This window comes from Ancylobacter sp. FA202 (assembly GCF_000380205.1).
Taxonomy (GTDB): Bacteria; Pseudomonadota; Alphaproteobacteria; order Rhizobiales; family Xanthobacteraceae; genus Ancylobacter.
Genome location: NZ_KB904819.1, coordinates 25,255 through 47,456 on the forward strand (window position 1 = coordinate 25,255; position 22,202 = coordinate 47,456).

At 66.0% G+C, this 22,202-nt stretch carries 21 protein-coding genes; 20 read left to right on the forward strand and 1 reads right to left on the reverse strand.

Annotated features, from left to right (window positions below; translation table 11 throughout):
• The first annotated feature begins 350 nt into the window (after positions 1–350).
• The 20 genes from A3M1_RS0123620 (at position 351) to A3M1_RS0123720 (ending at position 20,358) form a co-directional block, all read left to right on the forward strand.
• Entirely contained in the window at positions 351–2,021 is a 1,671-nt protein-coding gene (locus A3M1_RS0123620; RefSeq protein WP_018391465.1) for an aromatic/alkene/methane monooxygenase hydroxylase/oxygenase subunit alpha, read from the forward strand.
• A gap of 73 nt (positions 2,022–2,094) precedes the next feature.
• Positions 2,095–3,156, forward strand: coding sequence for an NADH:ubiquinone reductase (Na(+)-transporting) subunit F (locus A3M1_RS0123625; protein WP_018391466.1), 1,062 nt, complete (start codon positions 2,095–2,097; stop codon positions 3,154–3,156).
• Positions 3,157–3,207: 51 nt separating this feature from the next.
• Entirely contained in the window at positions 3,208–4,278 is a 1,071-nt protein-coding gene (locus A3M1_RS0123630) for an aromatic/alkene monooxygenase hydroxylase subunit beta (protein WP_018391467.1), read from the forward strand.
• A 5-nt stretch (positions 4,279–4,283) separates the two neighbouring features.
• Entirely contained in the window at positions 4,284–4,655 is a 372-nt protein-coding gene (locus A3M1_RS0123635; protein ID WP_018391468.1) for an MmoB/DmpM family protein, read from the forward strand.
• Between the two features lie 109 nt (positions 4,656–4,764).
• Positions 4,765–5,787, forward strand: a complete 1,023-nt coding sequence (locus A3M1_RS0123640) for an amidohydrolase family protein (RefSeq protein WP_018391469.1) — start codon at positions 4,765–4,767, stop codon at positions 5,785–5,787.
• A 4-nt stretch (positions 5,788–5,791) separates the two neighbouring features.
• Positions 5,792–6,664 (forward strand): metal-sulfur cluster assembly factor, encoded by an 873-nt coding sequence (locus A3M1_RS25325; RefSeq protein ID WP_018391470.1) that lies wholly within the window; start codon positions 5,792–5,794, stop codon positions 6,662–6,664.
• 66 nt (positions 6,665–6,730) lie between these two features.
• Positions 6,731–8,362 (forward strand): molecular chaperone GroEL, encoded by a 1,632-nt coding sequence (locus A3M1_RS0123650; protein WP_018391471.1) that lies wholly within the window; start codon positions 6,731–6,733, stop codon positions 8,360–8,362.
• Positions 8,363–8,720: 358 nt separating this feature from the next.
• Entirely contained in the window at positions 8,721–9,218 is a 498-nt protein-coding gene (locus tag A3M1_RS0123660; RefSeq protein ID WP_157626329.1) for a hypothetical protein, read from the forward strand.
• A gap of 92 nt (positions 9,219–9,310) precedes the next feature.
• Positions 9,311–11,380, forward strand: coding sequence for a sigma-54-dependent Fis family transcriptional regulator (locus tag A3M1_RS0123665; RefSeq protein WP_026221480.1), 2,070 nt, complete (start codon positions 9,311–9,313; stop codon positions 11,378–11,380).
• 41 nt (positions 11,381–11,421) lie between these two features.
• Positions 11,422–11,886, forward strand: a complete 465-nt coding sequence (locus tag A3M1_RS0123670; RefSeq protein ID WP_018391474.1) for a hypothetical protein — start codon at positions 11,422–11,424, stop codon at positions 11,884–11,886.
• The gene (locus A3M1_RS0123675; protein ID WP_018391475.1) at positions 11,883–12,182 is read left to right on the forward strand and encodes a hypothetical protein; all 300 of its coding nucleotides are present in this window, start codon (positions 11,883–11,885) and stop codon (positions 12,180–12,182) included. Before A3M1_RS0123670 ends, A3M1_RS0123675 begins: the two co-directional genes overlap by 4 nt.
• 36 nt (positions 12,183–12,218) lie before the next feature.
• Positions 12,219–13,379, forward strand: coding sequence for a WD40 repeat domain-containing protein (locus A3M1_RS25555; protein ID WP_018391476.1), 1,161 nt, complete (start codon positions 12,219–12,221; stop codon positions 13,377–13,379).
• The gene (locus A3M1_RS0123685; RefSeq protein ID WP_018391477.1) at positions 13,376–13,558 is read left to right on the forward strand and encodes a hypothetical protein; all 183 of its coding nucleotides are present in this window, start codon (positions 13,376–13,378) and stop codon (positions 13,556–13,558) included. Before A3M1_RS25555 ends, A3M1_RS0123685 begins: the two co-directional genes overlap by 4 nt.
• 292 nt (positions 13,559–13,850) lie before the next feature.
• Positions 13,851–14,477, forward strand: a complete 627-nt coding sequence (locus tag A3M1_RS0123690; RefSeq protein ID WP_018391478.1) for a helix-turn-helix domain-containing protein — start codon at positions 13,851–13,853, stop codon at positions 14,475–14,477.
• A gap of 98 nt (positions 14,478–14,575) precedes the next feature.
• Positions 14,576–15,652, forward strand: coding sequence for an extracellular solute-binding protein (locus A3M1_RS0123695; RefSeq protein ID WP_018391479.1), 1,077 nt, complete (start codon positions 14,576–14,578; stop codon positions 15,650–15,652).
• Positions 15,653–15,761: 109 nt separating this feature from the next.
• Entirely contained in the window at positions 15,762–16,607 is an 846-nt protein-coding gene (locus tag A3M1_RS0123700; RefSeq protein ID WP_018391480.1) for an ABC transporter permease, read from the forward strand.
• Positions 16,604–17,395 carry an ABC transporter permease gene (locus A3M1_RS0123705; RefSeq protein ID WP_018391481.1) on the forward strand — a complete coding sequence of 264 codons (792 nt, stop codon included), beginning with the start codon at positions 16,604–16,606 and terminating at the stop codon, positions 17,393–17,395. Before A3M1_RS0123700 ends, A3M1_RS0123705 begins: the two co-directional genes overlap by 4 nt.
• Entirely contained in the window at positions 17,392–18,513 is a 1,122-nt protein-coding gene (locus A3M1_RS0123710) for an ABC transporter ATP-binding protein (protein WP_018391482.1), read from the forward strand. The genes A3M1_RS0123705 and A3M1_RS0123710 overlap by 4 nt, the downstream gene beginning before the upstream one ends.
• A gap of 13 nt (positions 18,514–18,526) precedes the next feature.
• A complete protein-coding gene (locus A3M1_RS0123715; protein ID WP_026221482.1) occupies positions 18,527–19,915 on the forward strand; it encodes an FAD-binding oxidoreductase in 1,389 nt (462 codons plus the stop codon).
• A gap of 77 nt (positions 19,916–19,992) precedes the next feature.
• The gene (locus A3M1_RS0123720) at positions 19,993–20,358 is read left to right on the forward strand and encodes a cupin domain-containing protein (RefSeq protein ID WP_018391484.1); all 366 of its coding nucleotides are present in this window, start codon (positions 19,993–19,995) and stop codon (positions 20,356–20,358) included.
• A 119-nt stretch (positions 20,359–20,477) separates the two neighbouring features.
• On the opposite strand, the gene A3M1_RS25335 is transcribed toward A3M1_RS0123720, so the two are convergent.
• On the reverse strand, positions 20,478–21,962 hold the full coding sequence (locus A3M1_RS25335; protein ID WP_018391485.1) for an amidase: 1,485 nt from the start codon (positions 21,960–21,962) through the stop codon (positions 20,478–20,480).
• Between the last annotated feature and the right edge of the window lie 240 nt (positions 21,963–22,202).

The window sequence follows — 22,202 nt, forward strand, 5'->3', positions numbered from 1 at the left end:
ACTTGGCACGGTGCTTGCTACATTACTATTAGAACAATGCTGACCTGCCTTACGGGGCGGGCCACAAAAAGAACGAAGGGGAGAAGTCCGGGGAAGCTGCCGGCACGGCGATAAGCCGCGCCGGCGGGTCACGAGACGGTCAGGTCAGGACCGCCGTCCCGCACCCGTTACGCCAACAGCCGAATCCGGTGCCTTGTACCTTTGCCCAGACCTTCGACGCTCGCCGCCTGTGCGGCGGGCGAAGGGTTGCTCATGTCTGAAACCCGGCCGGCCGGACAGCGCGAACGCTGTGCCGCGCCTGGCGGGAGGAAATTGACCGTGGACTCCGCTCCAAGAGCAGGATGGCAAAAATGACAAGTACACTGACCCTTAACAAGATCACCGCGCAGAAGGGCATCTCCGTCGCCGACGCCGCGAAGAAGATCGCCGATCTCGGGTGGAATCCCTCCTATGTGCAGGAGGCGATGACCTTCCCGACCGACTACAAGATCACCAAGGCGCCGAAAGATCCGATGAAGCAGGTGCTTCGTTCCTACTTCCCGATGCAGGAAGAAAAGGACAACCGGGTCTATGGCGCGCTCGACGCGGCCCTGCGCGGCGACATGTTCCGCAATGTCGAGCCGCGCTGGGTGGAATGGATGAAGCTGTTCCTGGCCATCATCCCCTTCCCGGAAATCTCGGCGGCCCGTTCCATGGCGATGGTCGGTCGCCTGGCGCCCGGCGAGGACCTGCGTACCGGCTTCACCATGCAGATGGTCGACGAGTTCCGGCACTCGACGATCCAGATGAACCTGAAGAAGTGGTACATGGAGAACTATATCGACCCGGCCGGGTTCGATATCACCGAGGAAGCCTTCGGCAAGTGCTACGCCACCACCATTGGCCGCCAGTTCGGTGAAGGCTTCATCACCGGCGACGCCATCACCTCCGCCAATGTCTACCTGACCGTCGTGGCCGAAACCGCGTTCACCAACACGCTGTTCGTCGCCATGCCCTCGGAAGCCGCCCGTAATGGCGACTACGCCCTGCCGACCGTGTTCCTTTCCGTCCAGTCGGACGAGAGCCGGCATGTCGGCAATGGCCACTCCATGCTGATGTCGATGCTGAAGGAGCCGGAGAACCACCTGCTGCTGGAGCGCGACATGCGCTACGCCTTCTGGCAGAACCACGCCATCGTCGATGCCGCCATCGGCACCTTCATCGAATACGGCACCACCAACCGCGACAAGAACAAGGAATCCTACGCGGAGATGTGGCATCGCTGGATCTTCGAGGATTACTACCGCACCTACATGCTGCCGCTGGAGAAGTACGGCATCAAGATCCACCACGACGATGTTCAGACCGCGTGGAAGCGCATCACCGAAAAGAACTACGTGCACAAGATCGCGCAGTTCTTCTCCGTCGGCTGGCCGGTGAATTTCTGGCGTATCGAGGCCCAGACCGACAAGGACTTCGAGTGGTTCGAGCACAAGTATCCGGGCTGGTATGCGCAATTCGGCGAATACTGGAAGTGGTACGCCAAGCTCTCGCATCGCGGCCAGACCAACATGCTGTTCAACGCCGACACCGGCTATGTCTATCCGCACCGGTGCTGGAGTTCGATGGTGCCCTGCGTGGTGCGCGAGGACATCGTCACCGACATGATCGACGGCAAGCTGCACACTTTCGCCCATGAGCTCGACCGCTGGACCGCGGTGGAAGCCTTCGCCAGCGAATATCAGGGCCGTCCCACCCCGGCGATGGGTCGCTTCAGCGGCCGGCGCGAATGGGAGAGCTGCTACCACGACTGGGACCTGGCGGACGCCATCCAGGATCTCGGCTTCGTGCGCACCGACGGCAAGACCCTCGTGCCGCAGCCGCATCTGCGCTTCGAGGAGAAGGAGATGTGGACGCTTGACGATGTGCGCGGGCACACCATCAAGAGCCCGCTGATCACGCTGCGGGAGATGAGCCCCGAGCAGCGCGAGACGCATCTCGCCGCCTACCGCGCCGGCTTCACCATCAATCCCTGCAACTGAACGTCGTGCGGGACCGGCCTTGCCGGTCCCGCATCGACCAAGGTGCTCCAGAATCTAACGGGGAGGTCGCACGATGGGCGACGTCTATACCGTCCGCTTGAATCCGGTCGGCGTCGAATTCGAGGTCGAAGAAGGTGAAACGGTCCTCGACGCAGCTTTCCGACAGGGCATCGCACTGCCGCATGGCTGCAAGGAGGGGCGGTGCGCGGCCTGCAAATGCGTGCTGAACGAGGGCGAGGTCGAGCTCAAGCCCTACTCCACCTTCGCGCTGAACGAGATGGAACGGGACCAGAACCACATCCTGCTGTGCCGGACCCTGGCCTATTCCGACATTGAGGTGGATCTTCTCAACTTCGATGAAGAAATCCTCTCGAAATCGATACCCGTGCGGAGCTTCAACGCAAAAGTGGCGCGGGTGGTCGAACTGACCCACGACATAAGGCGCCTGGAGATCGTGCTCGATCAGCCTCTCAAATTCTGGGCGGGCCAATATGTCGACATCACGCTCCCGGGGGCAGAGGCGATTACGCGCTCGTTTTCCATGGCAAATACGCCGGTCGAGGGCAAAGAACTCGCCTTCATCATCAAGAAATACCCCAACGGCAAATTCTCCTCCCGCCTCGATGGAGAGCTCCGCCCCGGAACCGAGCTCACCTTGCGCGGCCCCTTCGGCACCTGCTTCCGACGGGAAGACAAGGGAGGAGCCCTAATCCTGGTCGGTGGCGGCTCCGGCATGTCGCCGCTGTGGTCGATCCTGCACGACCATCTGGAGAGCGGAGAGCAGCGCGAGATCCACTTCTTCTACGGCGCCCGTACGCCCAAGGACCTGTTCTACCTCGACGACTTCGCCCGGCTGGCGGCGGAAAACCCCCGCTTTCACTTCATCCCCGCGCTCTCCGGCGTCGGCGACGAGGACGGCTGGAGCGGCGAGCGCGGCTTCATCCATGAAGTGCTGAACGCCCATCTGCGCCGGCTGGATTTCGGCGAGGAGGTCGACGTCTATGCCTGCGGCCCGGAGCCGATGATCGAGGCTCTCGTGCCGGTCCTGCAGATGAACGATGTGCCGACCGAGCGGATCTTCTTCGACAAGTTCACGCCGGCCTCGAGCACCACCGAGCAACTGGCGCACGCCTGAGCGCACTCACCACAAGCCTTGGCCAGACAAATATAATTTGGGAGGAACACCATGACAGCCACGCAAACGGCGCCGGTCAAGTCGGGGGCAGCCGGATCGGCCGTCTTCGCCGATTCCGACAGCCGGAAGTACCGCTACTTCGAGCCGCGCGGCAAGCGCGCGACCCATTACGAGGACGTCACCGTCGACGTCCAGCCCGATCCCGAGCGCTATCTGCTGCAGGACTGGATCATCTCGTTCCCGAACGGGCGCGGCGCCTACTCCAAGGACAACACCGCCGCATTGAGCTCTAACTGGCATCTGTTCCGCGCCCCGGACCAGGAGTGGGAGCGCACCCACTACCAGCGCCAGTCCAAGATCGAGGCGATGGTGCAGGCCGTCATCGCCAATGGCCGCAAGTCCGGCGCGCCGCTGCACTTCGACAAGGCGTGGGTCCGGGTGCTGCAGAACCATCTCGGCGCGTGGAAGCACGCCGAATTCGGCCTCGGCACCTCGCTGATGCAGGCGCAGCGCTACGGCTACACGCAGATGATCAACAATGCGACGTTGACCAACTCGTCGTACAAGCTGCGCCTCGCCCAGGACATCACGCTGTATCTTGCCGAAATCGGCATGGACATCGGCAATTTCGACGACGAGGCGGGCAAGCGCACCTGGCTTGAAGACGGCCTCTGGCAGGGCACGCGCGAGGCGGTCGAGTCCATCATGGGCTCGGAGGATTATCTCGAGCAGTACTTCGCCATCAACATCGTCTTCGAGCCGATGGTGGGCGAACTGTTCCGTTCGGGCTTCCTCATGCAGGTAGCTTCCCCGAATGGGGACTTCATCACCCCGCCGGTGATCTCGGCGGCGGAGGCGGATTACGAGCGCAACCTCGCCAATGCGATCGATCTGTTCCACCTGCTGGCGCATGATCCCGAGCACGGCGCGCACAACAAGCGCCTGTTCCAGGCCTGGCTGCACAAGCATGTCGGCCTGGCCAACAAGGCGGCGGCGGGCCTGCAGCCGATCTGGTCGCAGCCGCACTCCAAGCCTGTCCAGTATTCCGATGCGCGCGCGCAGTCGGTCGAGCGCATCGGGAAGATCCTGAGCGAGCTCGGCCTCGACCTTCCCAAGGAGTGACGCCCATGTCCACCATGTCTCGCTCGGCCACCAATCAGAACATCTTCCAGAAAATGGGCGACCTCGTCTTCGACCAGACGATCTCGCACCAGTGCGGCGTCACCATGAACGACAGCGTCGAGGCGCGCGCCATCGCCGAGTTCATGGGCCAGAAGCCCAATGTCACCATCACCTACCAGCCGGCGCTGATCCGCATCGACGGCGAAGGCAAGCTGATCTTCAAGATGGACGAGATCAGCGAAATCCTCGGCAAGGAAATGAACGCCGAGATATTCGAGGTCAACACTTCCACGCACTACGGGCGCATGATCCGTGTCGACGACAACACCGTGACGCTGTTCGGCGACATGGACGAAATCCGCCAATACATCGAGTGAGGCCCGCACGCCGCCCCGGGGAAGGCTGCCTTGCCCGGGGCGGCACGCCTGCCGCCATCAAAAGCGACGCCACGCGCTTACAGAATTCGTCAAAAAGGGGAGAGGGTTCATGTTCAGGACGCCGGACGGTGAAGAGATCTTCATCATCGATGGCCACACCCATTTCTGGGACGGCAGCCCGGAAAACCAGGCCAACATCCATGGCAAGCAGTTCATCGACTGTTTCTACGCCTACCACACCGCCCTGAGCCCCAAGGATCAGCTGTGGAGCAAGGAGCAGTTCGAGAAATACAGCGCCGACAAGATGCACCATGATCTGTTCGTCGATGGTCCCGACGACATGGCGATCGTGCAGTCGACCTATCTCAGCGAGTTCTACAAGAACGGCTTCAACACCATCGAGCGCAACCTCGACATGGCGAAAGCCTACCCGGACCGCTACATCGTCAACGGCGCATTCGACCCGCGCGATGGCGAGAAGGCGCTCGAATACATCCACTTCATGAAGGAAAACTACAATATCAAGGGCGTTAAGCTCTACACGGCGGAGTGGAAGGGTGATTCCCGCGGCTGGAAGCTCACCGATCCCAGCGCCTATCGCTGCCTGGAGCTGTGCCAGAAGCTCGGCATCACCAATGTCCATGTCCACAAGGGACCGACCATCATCCCGCTCGACAAGGATGCGTTCGATGTCCACGACGTCGACCATGCGGCGACCGATTTCCAGGGCCTGAACTTTATCGTCGAGCATTGCGGCCTGCCCCGGCTGGATGATTTCTGCTGGATCGCGGTTCAGGAGACCAATGTCTATGGCGGTCTCGCCGTGGCCCTGCCCTTCATCCATTCCCGCCCGCGCTATTTCGCCGAGGTGATCAGCGAGCTGCTGTTCTGGGTCGGTGAGGACAAGATTCTGTTCGGCAGCGACTACGCGATCTGGACGCCGCGCTGGCTGGTCGAGAAGTTCTGGAACTTCGAGATCCCGGAAGACATCAAGCAGGAGCGCGGCGTCGATCTCACCCGCGAGGCCAAGCGCAAGATCCTCGGCCTCAACGCCGCCCGGCTCTACAATGTCGATGTCGAGGCGCAGAAGGCGAGGCTGAAGGATGCCTCGCTGGCGGTTGCGGCGGAGTAGGCCCATGCGCCGCCCCGCCCGTACAGAAACCGGCGGCGATGCGCGCATCGCCGCCGTGTGGAACCAGCTCGCCGGCGTCATGGACCCGGAACTCGACGAGTCGATCGTCGATCTCGGCTTCGTGGAAGACATCGCGATCGGTGCCGACGGCCGCGTGGATGTCGCCTTCCGCCTGCCGACCTATTGGTGCTCGCCCAACTTCGCCTTCCTGATGGCGGATGATATCGGCCGGGCGGTGCGGGCGCTGCCCTGGGCGCGGGGGGTTCATCCCCGGCTCGAAGACCATATGTTCTCGCAAGAGGTCAATCGCGGCACCCATCTCGGCCTCTCCTTCGCCGACACGTTCCGCGATCTGGAGGTCAGCGACACGCTGGAAGGCCTGCGCGAGACCTTCCTGCGCAAGGCGTTCCAGCGCCGGCAGGAGGCCGTCATTCTCGGTCTGCGGCGCGCCGGCTGGTCGGACGCGGCGATTGTGACGACGGACCTCGCGACGCTCGACCGCGCCGTCATCACCGACCCCGAGGGCCTTCGCCAGAAGTCGCGCTACCGCGAAATCCTGCTGGCGCGCGGCCTTGCCACGCGGCCCTCCGACCTGGCCTTCGTCACCCTCGATGGCGCGCCCATCCCGGCCGCCGACCTGCCTGTGCATCTGCGTGGGCTGCGGGCGATACGCATCAATATGGAGGCCAATGGCGCGCTGTGCCGGGGGCTTCTCGATGCCCGCTACGACGAGGGGCCGCGCCCGGCGACGGCCACCCCTGCCACCCACGCCTGCGGCAGCGCCGGAACGTCCACCGGCTGCTGCGGCGGGTGCGCCCTTCAGGCCACCGGCGCCGTGCCCGCTGGCCGAGCCGCCGGCACGCCGCTCTCTCTGTGAACGGGGCGGCGACGCTCCGTTCCGACGTCGATCCGAACAACGACACAAAAGAACGAGGAAACAGCCATGGCAAAGATGATCCTGCATGACGGCGAGGCGCGCCGCGCGCTGGCCCGCGGCGTCGGCAAGCTGGCGGCGGCGGTTGAATCGACGCTCGGTCCCAAAGGCATGAACGCCATGGTCGACCGGCCGATCGGCACCCCCATCGTCTCGCGCGACGGCGTGACCATCGCCTCGGAAATCGAACTGCCCGACCGCTTCGAGAATATGGGCGCGCAGGTGGTGCGCGAGGTCTCGATGCAGACCAACGAGGTGGCCGGCGACGGCACCACCACCGCCATGGTGCTGGCCAATGGCCTGATCCAGAACGGTGTCGCTGCACTGGAGCGGGGCGCCAAACCCGTTGATCTGTGCCGGGGCATCGACACGGCGGTCGAGCTTGTCGTGGAAACGCTGAAGGGCCGCGCCCGCCCGGCCTCCGAGCGCGCGATGCTGGAAGCGGTGGCGACCATCGCCGCCACCAACCCGCATCTCGGCCATCTCGTCGCCGAGGCGCTGCACCGGGTCGGGCTCGACGGCATCGTCTCCTCCGATTATGGCCTCACCATCGCGACAACGCTCGACGTGGTGGAGGGCATGTCCTTCGATCGCGGCTACATCTCCCACCACATGGTGACCGACGTCGAGAAGATGGAGGTGGTGCTGCACGAGCCCTACATCCTGCTGACCGACCTCAAGATCCGCGCCCCGCAGGAAATCGCCGGCCTCCGCGCGGCGGTGGCGCAGACCGGGCGCACGCTGGTCATCATCGCCGAGGAAATCGCTCCGGAAGTGGTCGTCACCCTGCTGGGAGACGGCAATCGCGGCAAGGTGCTGGTGGTCAACCCGCCCGATTATGGCCATTGGCGCAAGGCGATGATGGACGATCTCGCCATCATCACCGGCGGCAAGGTGATCGCCCGCGATCTCGGCGGAAAGCTGGAGGACGTCACGCTCGACGATCTCGGCACCGCCCACCAGGTCCGCGCCAGCGCCCGCGAGACCGTCATCATCCGGGGTGGGGGAGACGCCGAAGCGATCGCCGCCCGGCGGGCGCAGGTCACCCGCCAGCACGAACTCGCCCCGCCCAATATCGAGCAGGACAAGCTGAAGGAGCGCCTCGCCAAGCTCTCCGGCGGCACGGCGGTGATCTATGCCGGCGGCGTGACGCCGGTCGAGCAGAAGCGCACGCTCCAGCTCATCGACGACGCGCTGAGCGCCACCCGCGCGGCGGCGGAAGAGGGCATCGTCGCCGGCGGCGGCACGGCGCTGCTGCAATGCGCGCCCATCGTCGCCGCCCGGCTCGGCAATCTCAATGGCGATATGGGCGAAGGCATCCGATTGGTGCGCGAGACGCTGGCCCGCCCGGCGGCGTTCATCGCCCGCAATGCCGGCTACGACCCCGAGGCCATTGTCGAGAAGCTGATGGCGGCGGCCGAGGGTGTCGGCTTCGATGCCGCCACCGGCGAGATGACGGACATGATCTCGGCCGGCATCGTCGATCCGGTGCGCGTCACCTACACCGCGCTGCGCAACGCCGCCTCGGTCGCCACGCTGGTGCTCACCACCAACACGCTGATCGCCGACATCACCGATTATGTCGACCCCACCGCCGGGCCCGCGCTCGGCGGCGGCGCTGAAAAGCTCGGCCGCGCATGATCATGGCGTCCCGCCGGCGGCTCCCGCCCGCCCGGCGGGCCGCCCCCCGCAAGGGTTCGGGAATTTCACGCCTCGACCCTGCGCCGGCCCCGCTCCGGCCACGGCCGGCGGCATCGACATCAAAGGAAACGACCATGCGTGAACTTATCGCCGGGTTCGTCGGCAGCGTCGCACGCCCGTTTTTCAGTGCCGTCCGTGCCGTCGCGCTCAACCGCAGGGGCACCCGTCCGCCGGGAGACCTGGTTGAGTGACGCTTGATTGGAAGCGTGGTAAAAACGGCTCAATGAAGCGAAGCAGATGCCGAACGCCAAGAATCCGGGCATCTGATATTTGCTAAAATAAAGGGGAGGTTGCTTTGGTGTATATCATCACCAAGAAGGACGGTCCTCGAAAAGAGGACGTTTCTGCCAAGCAGATGATCCGGGAAAATTGGGGGACGATTGATCGTCTCGCCAATCAGATTTCCGGTGGGCGCTGGCAGGACATCAAGCAGGCCCGCGCTGCCAAGACATCCGTTGCCGAATACGATCGCAGGAGCTTCATCGGTTACGCCTCGGTGGACCGGGCCGCGACGGCCCGGCCCTATATCCGCATCAGCCTGAACAACCGCGTCGTCGTGGTCGATGAGGACACCAACCGGCAGCTGCTGTTCCTTGGGGAAATCCGGCACCGCCCGCAGGGCCGGGTGTTCGCTCTCGCCACCCGTGCCAATGGCTTCTTCGACCCGGCGACGGACGAGGTGCTGGAGGCCTTGGCCGGGCTCGATGGCTGCGTGCTGTCCGAGGACGAGGTCGACGAACCGTTCAAGCAGGAGCTCGCCGCCCGTCTCGGCTTCGCCGCGCCGCGGGACATCTGATCGAGCGCCTCCGACAGAAGCTGCGGCCCGCCTTGTGTGGAGGCGGGCCCGTGCGTGGGCTACGGGACACTGCAATGCAGACGGAAGCGCATATGACAAAGCCGCCCGTTGAGCACCGTTCGACCGCACTCCCCTCTCGCATGGAAGAGGGCGGGGACGGCGCGGAGCACGCCACGGAAGGCGCCTCCTACGACGCATCGGCGACGATGAAGGCGTGGGAGAATTTTCTCGATCGAGGCCGCCCGATCGGATCCGGCGGGCTGGTGCGCAGCGTCATCGAACGCTCCTGGCAGCGCAGCGCCGTCTCCGGCGTCAATCCGCGCGGTCGCGGCAGCGATCTTATCGTTTCCGCCGACGAGGTGGACGGCTTGCGCCGGCACAATGGCGGCCTGCTTCAGGCGGCCGGAAAGACCTTCGAGCGTCTTGCCGACATCCTCGGCGAGACCGCGACCATGGTGGTCGTCACCGACGAGCGCGGCGTCGTCATCGACACGGCTGGCGACCCCCATATCGTCGATGCCGCCCATGACATACGTCTGGAAATCGGTGCCAATTGGGGCGAGGCCGTCACCGGTACCAACGGCATCGGCACCGCGCTGGTGACGGGCAAGCCTGTCTATGTGCGCGCGGCCGAGCATTTCTGCGAGGGCGTGAAGTCGTGGACCTGCATCGGCGCGCCGATCCGCAATCCGCTCGACGGCAGTGTCATCGGCGTCGTCGACTTCTCCGGCCCGCAGGACATTTTCCGCCGCCATAACATCGCCCTCGGCATGATGGCGGCGAGCCATATAGAGCTCGCCCTCGCCGATCAGCTGCGGGTCGAGCGGATGCAGCTGCTCGAACTGTGCCTTGCGCGGCTGCAAAGCGGCGGGCGGGGCGATGGCTTTGTCATTCTCGACCGCCGCGGCCGGGTGATCCACCACAGCGACATCGCCGCCGCGCGCTGGCGCCATGCCCATCCCGGCACCGAGCTCCGGCTCGGCGAGCAGCTGATGGACTTCAAGGGCGACAACTGGCCGGACAACATCGCCAGCCTTCCCGGCATCGACAGCCAGCGACTGGAGCCGCTGATGCACGCCGGTGACTTTTCCGGCGCCGTGCTGCTGCTCGGCCCGCCGGGCCACCCTGCCCCGGCGGTCCGGACCGGCACCGGCCCGGCGCGCGTGGCGCTCAAGGCGGCGCGGGACGCCATCATTGGTGAGAGCGCGGTCCTGATCGAGGCGATTGAGCGGGCCGAGCGCGCCGCGCAGGGCCGCAGCGCCATCCTGCTGGAGGGCGAGACCGGGGTCGGCAAGGAGCTGTTCGCCAAGCTCATCCACGCGGCCGCGCTCACCACGGGCAAGGAGCCCTTCGTCACCTTCAATTGCGGCGCGGTTTCCAAGGATCTGCTGGGCGGCGAGCTGTTCGGCCATGCCCCGGGCGCCTTTACCGGGGCCACCCGCGAGGGGCGCGCCGGACGCTTCGAGATCGCCGATGGCGGTGTGCTCAGCCTCGACGAGATCGGCGAGATGCCGCTAGAGCTGCAGCCCTATCTGCTGCGTATCCTTGAGGAAAACGCGGTCTACCGCATCGGCGAAGGGCGGCCTCGGCCGATAAATGTGCGGCTCATCGCGTCCACCAACCGCAATCTCAAGGTGGAGGCGGCTGAGGGGCGCTTCCGCAAGGACCTCTATTTCCGCATCGGCGCGGTCAAGATCACCATTCCGCCGCTGCGGAACCGCCATGGCGACATCCGCCTGCTGGTGCACCATTTCAACAGCCGCGTGGCGGAAAGTCAGGGCACCGAGCCGCTGTGCTTCAAGCCGGCGGTGATCGATCTGCTGGAGCGCTATGACTGGCCCGGCAATGTCCGGGAGGTGCGTAACCTTGTCGAGTCGCTGTCGCTGATGGCGATCGACCGCACGGTGGGTATCGACGACCTGCCGGAGGACTTCATCGAGGACGTGCAGCATCTGCGCGAGGCGGGCGGCGAGGGGGGCGTCGAGGCGGCCGAGCGGTCCGATGCCGGGGAGCCGATCGCCCGTATCGACGAGGCCGAGCGCCGGCTGATCGAGCGCACGCTGGTCGCCTCGGGCGGCAATACGTCGGTCGCCGCCGATCGGCTGGGGATCTCGCGCAGCACGCTTTACCGAAAGCTCCAGCACTACCGCGCAAGGCTCTAGCCGCCGCGCGCGCCGGCTGAGGAAACCGAGGGGAGCCCCAGATGACAGAACGGATCTATCCCCCGGCCCATGTTCCCCGGGCCAGCGAACTTGCCTCGACCATTCTCGACAAAGTCGAGCGCGACGTGGTCTTCACCCTGCGCATTCGCGGGGAGAGCCTTGATCTGCTGTCGCGGCACTTCCAGGGCTTCATCGAGCGCGCGCTCGGCGCGAATGGCGTCGATTATGGCGACCATCCGCTGCTGCGGCTGTTCGTCGAATCCCATAGCCGCGAACTCACCGACTTCGTGGTCAACGGCATGGCCCTGTCGCACCAGATCGACCTGAAGGCGTTCGAACGCTTCGGCGGCGATTCCACCCATCTGCTGCGGGCCGACATCTGGGACAGCCTGCGCAGCTATATCGAGAGCGCCGAGCAGCATTTCCTGTCCGGGCTCGGCGGCCTGCAGGACATTCTGGCCGAAGTCTCCGCCCTCCGCCCGGGCGCTGCGGGAGATGCCCAATGACGGACACGCAGCGCCTGCGCGCCTTGCTCGGAAAGCGTCTGGAGCTCGTGCAGGAGATCGCCCGCCTGAATGCGCGCCAGCTGAAGAACCGGCAGATCCTCGGCGGCGTCGAACTGGAGGTGATGCAGTGCGAGCGCGACCTCTCGCCGGGGGAGGATGCAGCCGTGGCGGACCGTCTCGCCCAGGCCCGGGCGCAGTGCGACGCGGTGCTGGCACGGCTCGACGAGGATGCGCGCGACCTCATGGAATCGCACGGGCAGCTCGACGCGCTCGACCGCGAGATCAGCAAACAGTGAGCCCAATGGCCGGGCATCGGCAGGGAGCCTAACGACATGAGCACGACGGAAGCCCAGGCATCACCGCTTTTCACCCTGCTGGCGCGGCAATGGCGGCTGGAGGCGGAGGTTCAGGCCTGCGCTTTCGCCCGCGACGGTGCCCGCCTTGCCTACGCGCTGGCGGACGGCTCGCTCGCCCTTGTCTCGATGGAGGACCCGGAAGCGGCGGGCGTGCGCTGGCGCATGTCGATCGAGGATGGCCGCTCCACCATTTCCCCGCGCGCCCGTGCCGTGTCGGCCCCGGCACGGGTGCCGGTGGGCGAGCCGCCGCTGCGTCTGGCGGCGTTCGGCCGATCGGGCTTTCTGGTTGGCGGTGCCACCGGGCGGGTGGTGCAGATCGGCGCCGATGGCTCGACGCAAGTGGTGGTCGAACATGACAGCGGGGGCGTCGATGCGCTGGCGACCGCGTGCGCGCCTGCCGCCGGCGCGGGTGTCTGCTGGGTCGCCGCCAGCGGCAGCGTCACGCGCTACGACCCCGAGGGCGGCACCGCCCGGGCGATGGCGCGCTATGAGGGCACCGCCCGCGTGATCGCGCCCGCACCCGGCGGCGAACGTGTCGCGCTGGGCTTCGACTCCCGCCTCTCGGTTATTGATCTGCCGACCAATGACCCGCAGAGCGACGGAGCGCATTTCGAGACCGCGCTCGGGCCGGTGGAGGCCCTCGCCTGGTCGCCGGACGGGCGCCTTCTGGCCGCCGGCCTGCTCGATGGCGGTGTCGCTCTCATCGACCCCGCGACCCGGCGCGTGCTGCGCCTGCCGGATTATCCGGCCCCGGTGCGCACGCTGGACTGGAGCGCCGATTCCCGCTGGCTCGTCACCAGCGGCGCCTTCCGCACCATCGTCTGGGCGGTGGACGGTGGACACGAGCGCCCCAAAACCTTGGAGACCGGCCGTTCCGGCCTGGTGGCGGTGGAGGCGGCACGGCTGCATCCGCATCTGCCCCTCGTTGCGGCCGGTTATGAAAACGGCATGATCGTCGTCATGGCGGTGGGTCAGCGCGACGAACTCGTCATTCGCGATCCGGCACCGGGCGGCCTGCGCGACCTGGTCTGGTCGGGCGATGGCGAGCACCTGGCCTTTCACGCCGCGCAAGGCTGGGCCGGGGTCATCGACCTGCCGGCCCACATGTTCAAACAGATCAACAGGAGGATTGCATGAGCGCGACCGACCAGGCCGACGAAAGCAAGGACATGTTCTTCGCGGAAATCGCGGCGCTCGCCGAACGGATGATCGCCGAGCACGGCCGCGACTTCACCATGGGCGCGTTCGTCCTCGCCGCCCGCTTCATCGCCGAGAAGAAGGATCTCGGCAATCGTGGTCTTGAGACGACAAATTGAGCCTCCCCCGGGTGTTCGCACCCGGAATGTGAGGGCGTGGCGGCGCTTTCGGCGGACTCCGCGGCGGCGCGGCGGGGGCGGGCCATTGCAAGGCTACGCCTGACATTGGTCACGAGGCGACCCGGTGTGGCCCGACATTCAGACCGATAGCGAGGTTGCCGCGGGTCGTCCGATCGAGGCATTGCCTGACGGCGCGGCGCAGGTGTCGTGCATGATTTTGGCGTCCGGGCCCCATTGAACTTCCGTTCGGCTTCACTTAACGTTTGTTAAGTCATGCCGGACGAAGGACGAGATGGACTCCTCGACGCGCCCCGTTCCCGATGAGACCGACACGTTGCGCCTGGTGGCGGAGCGGCTGCGGCGGCTGCGGCGGGCCAACGGTCTGTCGCTGCGCCAGCTGGCGGAGGCGACGGGCACCTCGGCGAGTTTTCTCAGCCAGCTGGAGCGCGGGCTCACCGGGGCCAGCGCCTCGACGCTGATCCGCATTGCCAACTGCTTCGGCACCAGCATTTCCGAACTGTTCTCGACGCCGGAGATCACCCGCGATCCGGTTTTGCGCCGCGCGCAACGCCCGGCGCTGCCGGTGACGGACGGCCAGCGCAAAATGCTGCTGTCGCGCCGCCCGCTGACCCATTTCGAAACCTATGTCTCGGAATTCGATGTCGGCGGCTCCACCGGTCCCGAGCAATACACCCATGGCGACTCGCACGAGATGTTCATCGTGCTGAGGGGATCCGTGCGGCTGGAGCTGGGCGCCGATCATCATGAAATGCACGCGGGCGACAGCGTCGAATACGCGAGCTCGGTCCCGCATCGGGTCGCGAACATCGGGGATGTCGTGGCCGAGGTGCTGTTCATCATTTCGCCGCCAACCTCGACGGCGACCTACCTCGATACTTACCGCGCCAAGGGTGAGTAGCGCAGGCACGCCACGGGACGGACGCTGTCCTTCCGTGGCGAGCGACGTTCACACGGCAAAAGCATAAGCCCCAGGGGCATAGTCCAGAGGAGAGAAAGATGAAGCGGAGCACATTCACCGGCATCGCCACGCTCGCCGCCGTCGGCATAGCGCTGGTCGGCGCCGCGCGGGCCGAAGGTCCGGTCGCCGGCGAGGTCGCCGAAGGCTCGCTCAAGGGCAAGACGCTGACCTTCGTGTCCTATGGCGGTGTCTTTCAGGACGGCCAGATCAAGGCGCTGGAGGATTTCGTCAAGAAGTCCGGCGTCACTCTGCTGTCCGACGGGCCGACCGAGAACGCCAAGATCCAGGCGCAGGTCGAATCGAAGAACGTCGTGTGGGACGTGGTGGATACGGGCGACTACACGCCCTTCGTCCATTGCGGCACGCTGTTCCAGAAGCTGGATCTCAGCAAGATCGACACCTCCAAGATCCCGCCCGGCCAGGTCGGCCCGTGCAGCGTTCCGGCGATGAACTATGCCGTCATGTTCCTGTATAACAAGGAAAAATACGGCGATAACCCGCCCAAGAGCTGGGCCGATTTCTTCGATGTCGAGAAGTTCCCCGGCACGCGCGGCATTCCCGGCTATGCCGACGCCGAAGGCTACATGGTGGAGCTTGGCCTGCTCGCCGATGGCGTGCCCAAGGACAAGATGTTCCCCGCCGATATCGACCGCGGCCTGAACAAATGGCGCTCGATCCGTGAGCATCTGGTGCCGTGGACCACAGGCGCGGAAAGCCAGCAGATGATGGAGTCGGGCGAGGCGGACATGGTCATGGTCTGGTCGGGCCGCGGCAAGGCGGCTCTGGCGAACGGGGCGAAATATGAGCCGGTCTGGAAGGACTGGATCGTCGTCAAGGACCAGATCGCCATCCCCGTCGGCGTGAAGGACACGGATGCCGCCTATGCGCTGGTCAATGCCTATCTCGGCAAGCACGCGCAGGAAGTGATGGCCGAGACGACTTCCTATTCGCCGGTCAATGTCGACGCCACGCCCAAGGTGGATGAACTCACCGCCTCGTTCATGACCAATACGCCCGAGAAGCAGGCGATGGCCTACAACCAGAACGTCGATTACTGGGTCAAGAACTACGACGCTCTCAGCGCCAAATGGGCGGAATTCATCGCTGGCAACTGATCCGGCGGTTGAAACGGTCGGGGCGACCGCGTCGCCCCGATCCCCCGCGCGAGGCGCCCGCGCGCTGCGCCCCCACGCCGCGCTTCGCGTCCGCGAGAGAGGCTGAACCATGTCTGTTCTGACCGGCCGCGCCCCGCGCGGGGCGCTTCTGCTGACGCTGCCGGCCATCGCGGTGCTGCTCCTGGTGATGGCGGTGCCGTTCGGCGTCATCGTGCTGCGCAGCTTTGCCGAGCCGGTGCCCGGCCTGGCGAATTATGTGTGGTTCTTTCAGACTCCGGTGAACCTCACCGTGCTGGCGCGCACCTTCACCATCGCCTTCTGGGTGACGGCCTGCTGCGTGCTGGTGGCCTATCCCTACGCCTTCGCCATGTCGATCGCCGGGCCGCGCGTGCGGCTGGCTCTGATCATGTGCGTGCTGGTGCCCTTCTGGGTGTCGGGGGTGGTGCGCACGCTGGCCTGGGTGATCCTGCTGCAGGATTCCGGCGTCATCAACCGCATCCTGCTCGCGCTGGGCTTCGAGAAGGTGCGGCTGATCCGCACCCAGCTCGGCGTCACCATCGGCATGACGCAGGTGCTGCTGCCCTTCATGATCATGCCGCTCTACGCGGTGATGCGCGGCATCGACCTGCGGCTGCTGCAGGCGGCGCGCAGCCTCGGCGCGCATCCGGTGAAGAGCTTCTTCCAGATTTATCTGCCGCTGTCGCTGCCCGGCGTGTTCGCCGGGGCGACCATCGTGTTCATCCTGTCGCTCGGCTTCTACATCACGCCGCTGCTGCTGGGCGGGCCGCAATCGACCATGCTCTCCACCCTGATCCAGCAGCAGGTATTGTCGCTGCTGAGCTGGGGACGCGGCGGCGCCATGGGCGTGGTGCTGCTGGTGGCGACCTTCGGCGTGCTGGCGCTGGCCGGCCCCTTCATGCGGCGCAGTTACCAGATCAGCGGAGGCAGCCGATGACAGGCTTCCGTCCCGGCCGGCTGCTGCTGCAGCTCTCCTGCCTGCTGATCGCCATCTGGCTGGTGGCGCCGACGCTGGTGGTGATCCCGATGTCGTTCGCCGACAGGAAATCGCTGGCCTTCCCGCCGCAGGGCTTCTCCACCCAGTGGTACGCGAACTTCTTCTCCAATCCGCAGTGGTTCGGCAGCCTGGTCGTCTCGGTGAAGATCGCGGCGATGGTGGCGGTCGTGGCCACAATCATCGGCACCATGGCGGCCATCGGCATCGAGCGGCTGAAGACCCGCGCCGGCGGCATCATCCGCGTGGTCCTGCTCACCCCGATGATCGTGCCCGGCGTGGTGCTCGCGGTGGGCATCTATGCCGTCTATCTCGATACAAGGCTGGTCGGCACATGGACCGGCTATGTGCTGGCGCACACGCTGCTCGCCATCCCCTTTGTGGTGATCGCGGTGGGGGCCAATCTCGCCGTGTTCGACGCGCGGCTGGAAACGGCGGCGGCGAGTTTGGGGGCCTCGCGGCTCACCACCTTCTTCACCGTTACCCTGCCGCTCATCCTGCCGGGCATCCTGTCGGGGGCGCTGTTCGCCTTCGTCACCTCCTTTGACGAGGTGATCGTGTCGCTGTTCATCACCAGCCCACAGCTCAAGACGCTGCCGGTGCAGATCTTTTCCTCCATGACGCGGGATGCCGACCCGACCGTGGCGGCGGTGGGGTCGCTCATCTTCCTGGCGACCACGCTGATTATCGGGCTGGGACTCATCCTAGGACTGCGGAGGCGCGGGGCATGACCGCTGTGAGCAACGAGGCGGCCTCAAAAGGCGCGGCGATCGACATTGACGGCATCAGCAAGTTCTATGGCAGCTTCACCGCGCTGGACAATGTGAGCCTGCGGGTGGAGCCCGGCGAGTTCATGTCGTTTCTCGGGCCTTCGGGCTCGGGCAAGACGACCACACTGAACCTGATTGCCGGCTTCACCGATCTCAGCGGCGGCGACATCCGGCTCGGCGAGCGCTCCATCGGCCATGTGCCGGCGCACAAGCGCAATATCGGCGTGGTGTTCCAGCATTACGCGCTGTTCCCGCATATGAGCGTGGCGCAGAACGTGGCCTATCCGCTCAAGCAGCGCCGCGTCGGCAAGGCCGAGCGGGCCCGTGCGGTGGGAGAGGCGCTGCGTAAGGTGCAGTTGGAAAGCTTCGCCCATCGCTACCCCTCCGAGCTGTCGGGCGGCCAGCAGCAGCGCGTGGCGCTGGCGCGGGCGATGGTGTTCAATCCCTCGCTGCTGCTGATGGACGAGCCGCTCGGCGCTCTCGACAAGAAGCTGCGCGAGGTGCTGCAGCTTGAGATCAAGCGCATCCACCGCGAGCTCGGCTCCACCTTCGTCTATGTCACCCACGACCAGGAGGAGGCGCTGGTGCTCTCCGACCGGATCGCGGTGTTCAACAGGGGAAGGATCGAGCAGGTCGGCACCGGGCAGGAACTCTACACCGCGCCGCAGACGCTGTTCGTCGGCCAGTTCATCGGCGAGAGCTCGGTGCTGCGCGGCCCGCACCGCGCGGCCGGCGGCGAGACGATGCTGACCGTCGCCGGCACGCCCCTCGCCGCTCCGGGCGCGGCCAAGGGGGATGGCGTGCAGGTCATCCTGTTGCGACCCGAGGCTGTGATGGTGCAGGCACCGGGCACCGGGCCGCAGGAGGGGCGCACCAACATCCTCTCCGGCGTGGTCCGCGAGATGCTCTATCTCGGCGCTGCGATGAAATATGAGGTGACACTGGCCGATGGCAGCCATGTCACCGCCCGAACCCCCACGCAAGGCGCGCCCTTCGCCCTCGGCACCACGGTCGAGCTGGCGTGGCGGCCGCAGGAGAGCGTGCTCTTGGCAGACGACGGATCGACCGCCGGTCACTGAAGGAACGATGGCGATGGACGTGAAGAAGAATGGCGATGTGTCCTTCTGGTATGCCGATATTGGCGGCGTGCCCGGCTATCGCCCGCCTTTGCCGGGAGACATCGAGGTCGATGTCTGCATTGTCGGCGCCGGCTTCACCGGGCTGTGGACCGCCTATTATCTAAAGGAGGCAGAGCCGGGCCTCTCCATTGCCGTGGTCGAGAAGGAATTCGCCGGCTTCGGCGCCTCCGGCCGCAATGGCGGCTGGTGCTCGGGCGAATTCGGCTGGAGCCGGGAGAAATATCTCTCCTCCGGCACGCGCGAGGGAATCATCGAGTGGGAGCGGCAGCTGCGCAGCACCGTCGCGGAGGTGCGCCGCGTCACGGAGAAAGAGGGCATCGATTGTGACTATCTGCTCACCGACTGCCTGACCTTCGCCCAGAGCCCGGCGCAGATGGAGCGCCTGCGCGAGGGCTATGAGGAAGCCATGGCCTGGGAGGTGCCCACCAGCCGGCTGGAGCTCATCGACGGGTCAGAAGCGGCCACCCGCATCCGGGTCGACAAGGCGCAGGGCGCCCTGGTGCGGCACGATGTGGCGCGGGTGCAGCCGGCCAAGCTGGTGCGGGGCCTCGCCGAGGCGGTGGAGCGGCGCGGCGTCGCCATTTACGAGCGCACCGCCGTCACCGGCATCGCCAAGGGCCGAGTCAGCACCGATCGCGGCACCGTGAAGGCCAAGCGCATCGTGCGGGCCACCGAGGGGTTCACCCACGGCATTCCCGGCAATGAGCGGCAGTGGATCCCGATGAACAGCGCCATCATCGTCACCGAGCCGGTGCCGGATGATCTGTGGCGCGAGATCGGCTGGCAGGGCAGCCAGCTCCTTGCCGACGCCTCCCACGCCTATTGCTATGCCCAGCGCACGCGCGAGGGGCGCATCGCCATGGGCGGGCGTGGCGTGCCCTATCGGTTCGGCTCCAAGACCGATGTGCGCGGCCAGACCCAGCCCGAGACCATCCAGGCGCTGAAGGATATTCTCTACCGCATGCTTCCGCAGACCCGCGGCCTGAAGCTGGACCATGCTTGGTGCGGCGTGCTCGGCGTGCCGCGCGACTGGTGCGCGACGGCGGGACTGGATCCCCGGACCGGCATCGGCTGGGCGGGCGGCTATGTCGGTCTTGGCGTCTCCACCTCGAACTTCTCCGGGCAGACACTGGCCGATCTGGTGCTGGACAAGCACACGGAACGCACCAGCCTGCCCTGGGTGAACCGCCGGCCGCGCAAATGGGAAGTGGAGCCCTTCCGCTGGCTGGGCGTGCACGGCATGTACTGGCTCTATCACAAGGCCGACCGCAACGAGGCGAGCACCGGCGGGCGCGCCACCTCGCGCCTCGCCACGCTGGCCAACGCCCTCACCGGGCGCTGACCGCCCGCGCGCCTTCACCCCCCCGCGCCCATTGATCCAAGGCGGCGCCATCGCTGCCGCCTTTGGCAGGAGACGACATGATCGACCTTTCCGTATTCACCCAATTGTCCGGCATCGACCTTGGCGCACTGGCCGACAAGCCCACCACCCTGAGCCCCGGGCAGCAGGAGGGCGCCTCCTCGCTCTGGACCGCGCCCGACGGGTCGCTCGACATCGGCCTCTGGGAGTGCACGCCGGGCCACTTCACCGCCGATCGGACGGGGGCGGCGGAGTTCTGCTATTTCCTGCAGGGCAAGATCATCATGACCCAGCTCGATGGCACAAGCCGCGAGCTCGGGCCCGGCGATGCCCTCATGTTGCCGCGCGGCTGGAAGGGCACGTGGGAGATCGTGGAGCATACCCGCAAGATCTACGTCTTCCTGACCGACCCGGCGACGCGCTGACCCTCCCCTCCCCGGGAGAGGGGCAGCCGGCACCCACGCCGGCTGGGCGTCGCCTCCCCGGAGCGGACCCTGCGCCGGGGGGCCGCCTGTTGGCCCCACGCGCATGACCGCTTAACCACTCAGTGGGCAGCAAGCGCGGGCGGGATGTTTCCCGCCGAGGTCGCGATGCCGGGGGTCGACAGCATCCCGACGTCCGGGAGCGGGCGCGCCAGTACGGCGTCGCGCGCCAACCGCGCCTCGATCGCGGCGGCGGCGGCCAGCGTCCCCACATCATCGCGGCTGCGCCCCACGATCTGAAGGCCGAACGGCATCTGCGTCGGCCCCAGCCCGGCCGGGATGACCGTGGCGGGATGGCTGCTCAGGGTGATGGCATAGGCAATGCCAACCCACCGAATATAGGTTTCCATCTGCCGGCCATCGACCTCCTTCACATAGAGGTTCTCGACCGGGAACGGCACCACGGAGGCCGCCGGGCAGATCAATATGTCGATGTCCCTGAAGAACGTCTCGAAGTTGCGGAAAATCTCGCTTTGGCGGGCATGGGCACGCCCCACATCCGCAAGAGAGAGTTTTCGGGAGAGCTCGACATTGGAGACGACGTTGGCGCCGCAGAGAGGACGGTGCTGATCGATATAGTCACCGAGGGAATGACCATAGCCCACCGCCCGAAGCGCCTCGAAGGTTTCGTCCAGATCCTTGATCTCGGGGTGGCTCCATTCGGTGCTGCCGAACATGCCCGCCATCCGCTCGGCCACCATCCGGAAATGCTGCCGCACGTCGCGAGAGACCGGCGCGCAGCCGAGATCGTCGGAAAACGCGATCCGCAGCCGCTTGGTGTCGACTTCGGGGAGATTTAGGAACGCATCGGCCGAAAGGTCCTGCGAGAGGGGATCCCGGTGCGTCCTTCCGACGATGGCTGCCATCAGCAGCGCCGCATCCGGCACGTTGCGGGCCATCGGGCCATCGACGGCGAGCGGCGACCAGACGTCACCTGAAACCTCCATCGGGCAGGCGCCCGGCGACGGGCGATGCCCGACGATCCCGCAGAACGAGGCCGGGGTGCGCAAGCTGCCGCCCAGATCGGAGCCCGAGGCCAGCGGCACCATGTCCGCCGCCAGAGCCGCGGCCGAGCCACCCGACGACCCCGAGGCCGAGAGGGCGAGGTCGAACGGGTTTACCGTGGCGCCCTGGACCCGGTTGGTCGTGTTGGCGCCGCTGCCATATTCGGGCGTGTTGGTCTTGCCCATGATGACGGCGCCGGCCGCGCGCAGACGCTGCACCATCAGCTCGTCTTCCGTCGGCACATTGTCCTTGTGAACCAGCGAGCCGAAGGTGGTCCGCATGCCGGCGGTGAGCTGAAGATCCTTGATACCGACGGGAAGCCCGTGGACGATCCCGAGCGGCTCACCCCTCATCACGGCGTCCTCCGCCCACTTGGCTTCTTCGCGACTGCGGTCGAAGTCCACCGTGACGAAAGCGTTGATGACGGGATTGGTCGCTTCGATACGCGCCCGGAATGCGTCGAACACCTCGACCGGCGACAGCGCCTTGGACCGGATCAGGGACCTGATGTCGAGCGCCGTCTTTTCCACGATATCGTGCATGCTTCACCTGAGGTTCGGGGTGTCCCGTTTGTCGGCAAGAAGTCCGATTAATCCATCAGCCGAGTCCATAGGCAATCCAGGAGCTTGGCGCTTCGGCAGAGCCTGCCTCCTCGCGAGCCGATCGCTACCCCCAACTTTCCTTGGTATCGGTGCTGCGGCGCGGCCATCCGTATTGCCTATCGCCACGCGCAGCGCGCAGATTAGCCGACCCCTGCCTTCCCAGCGATGAGAGACGAGCCC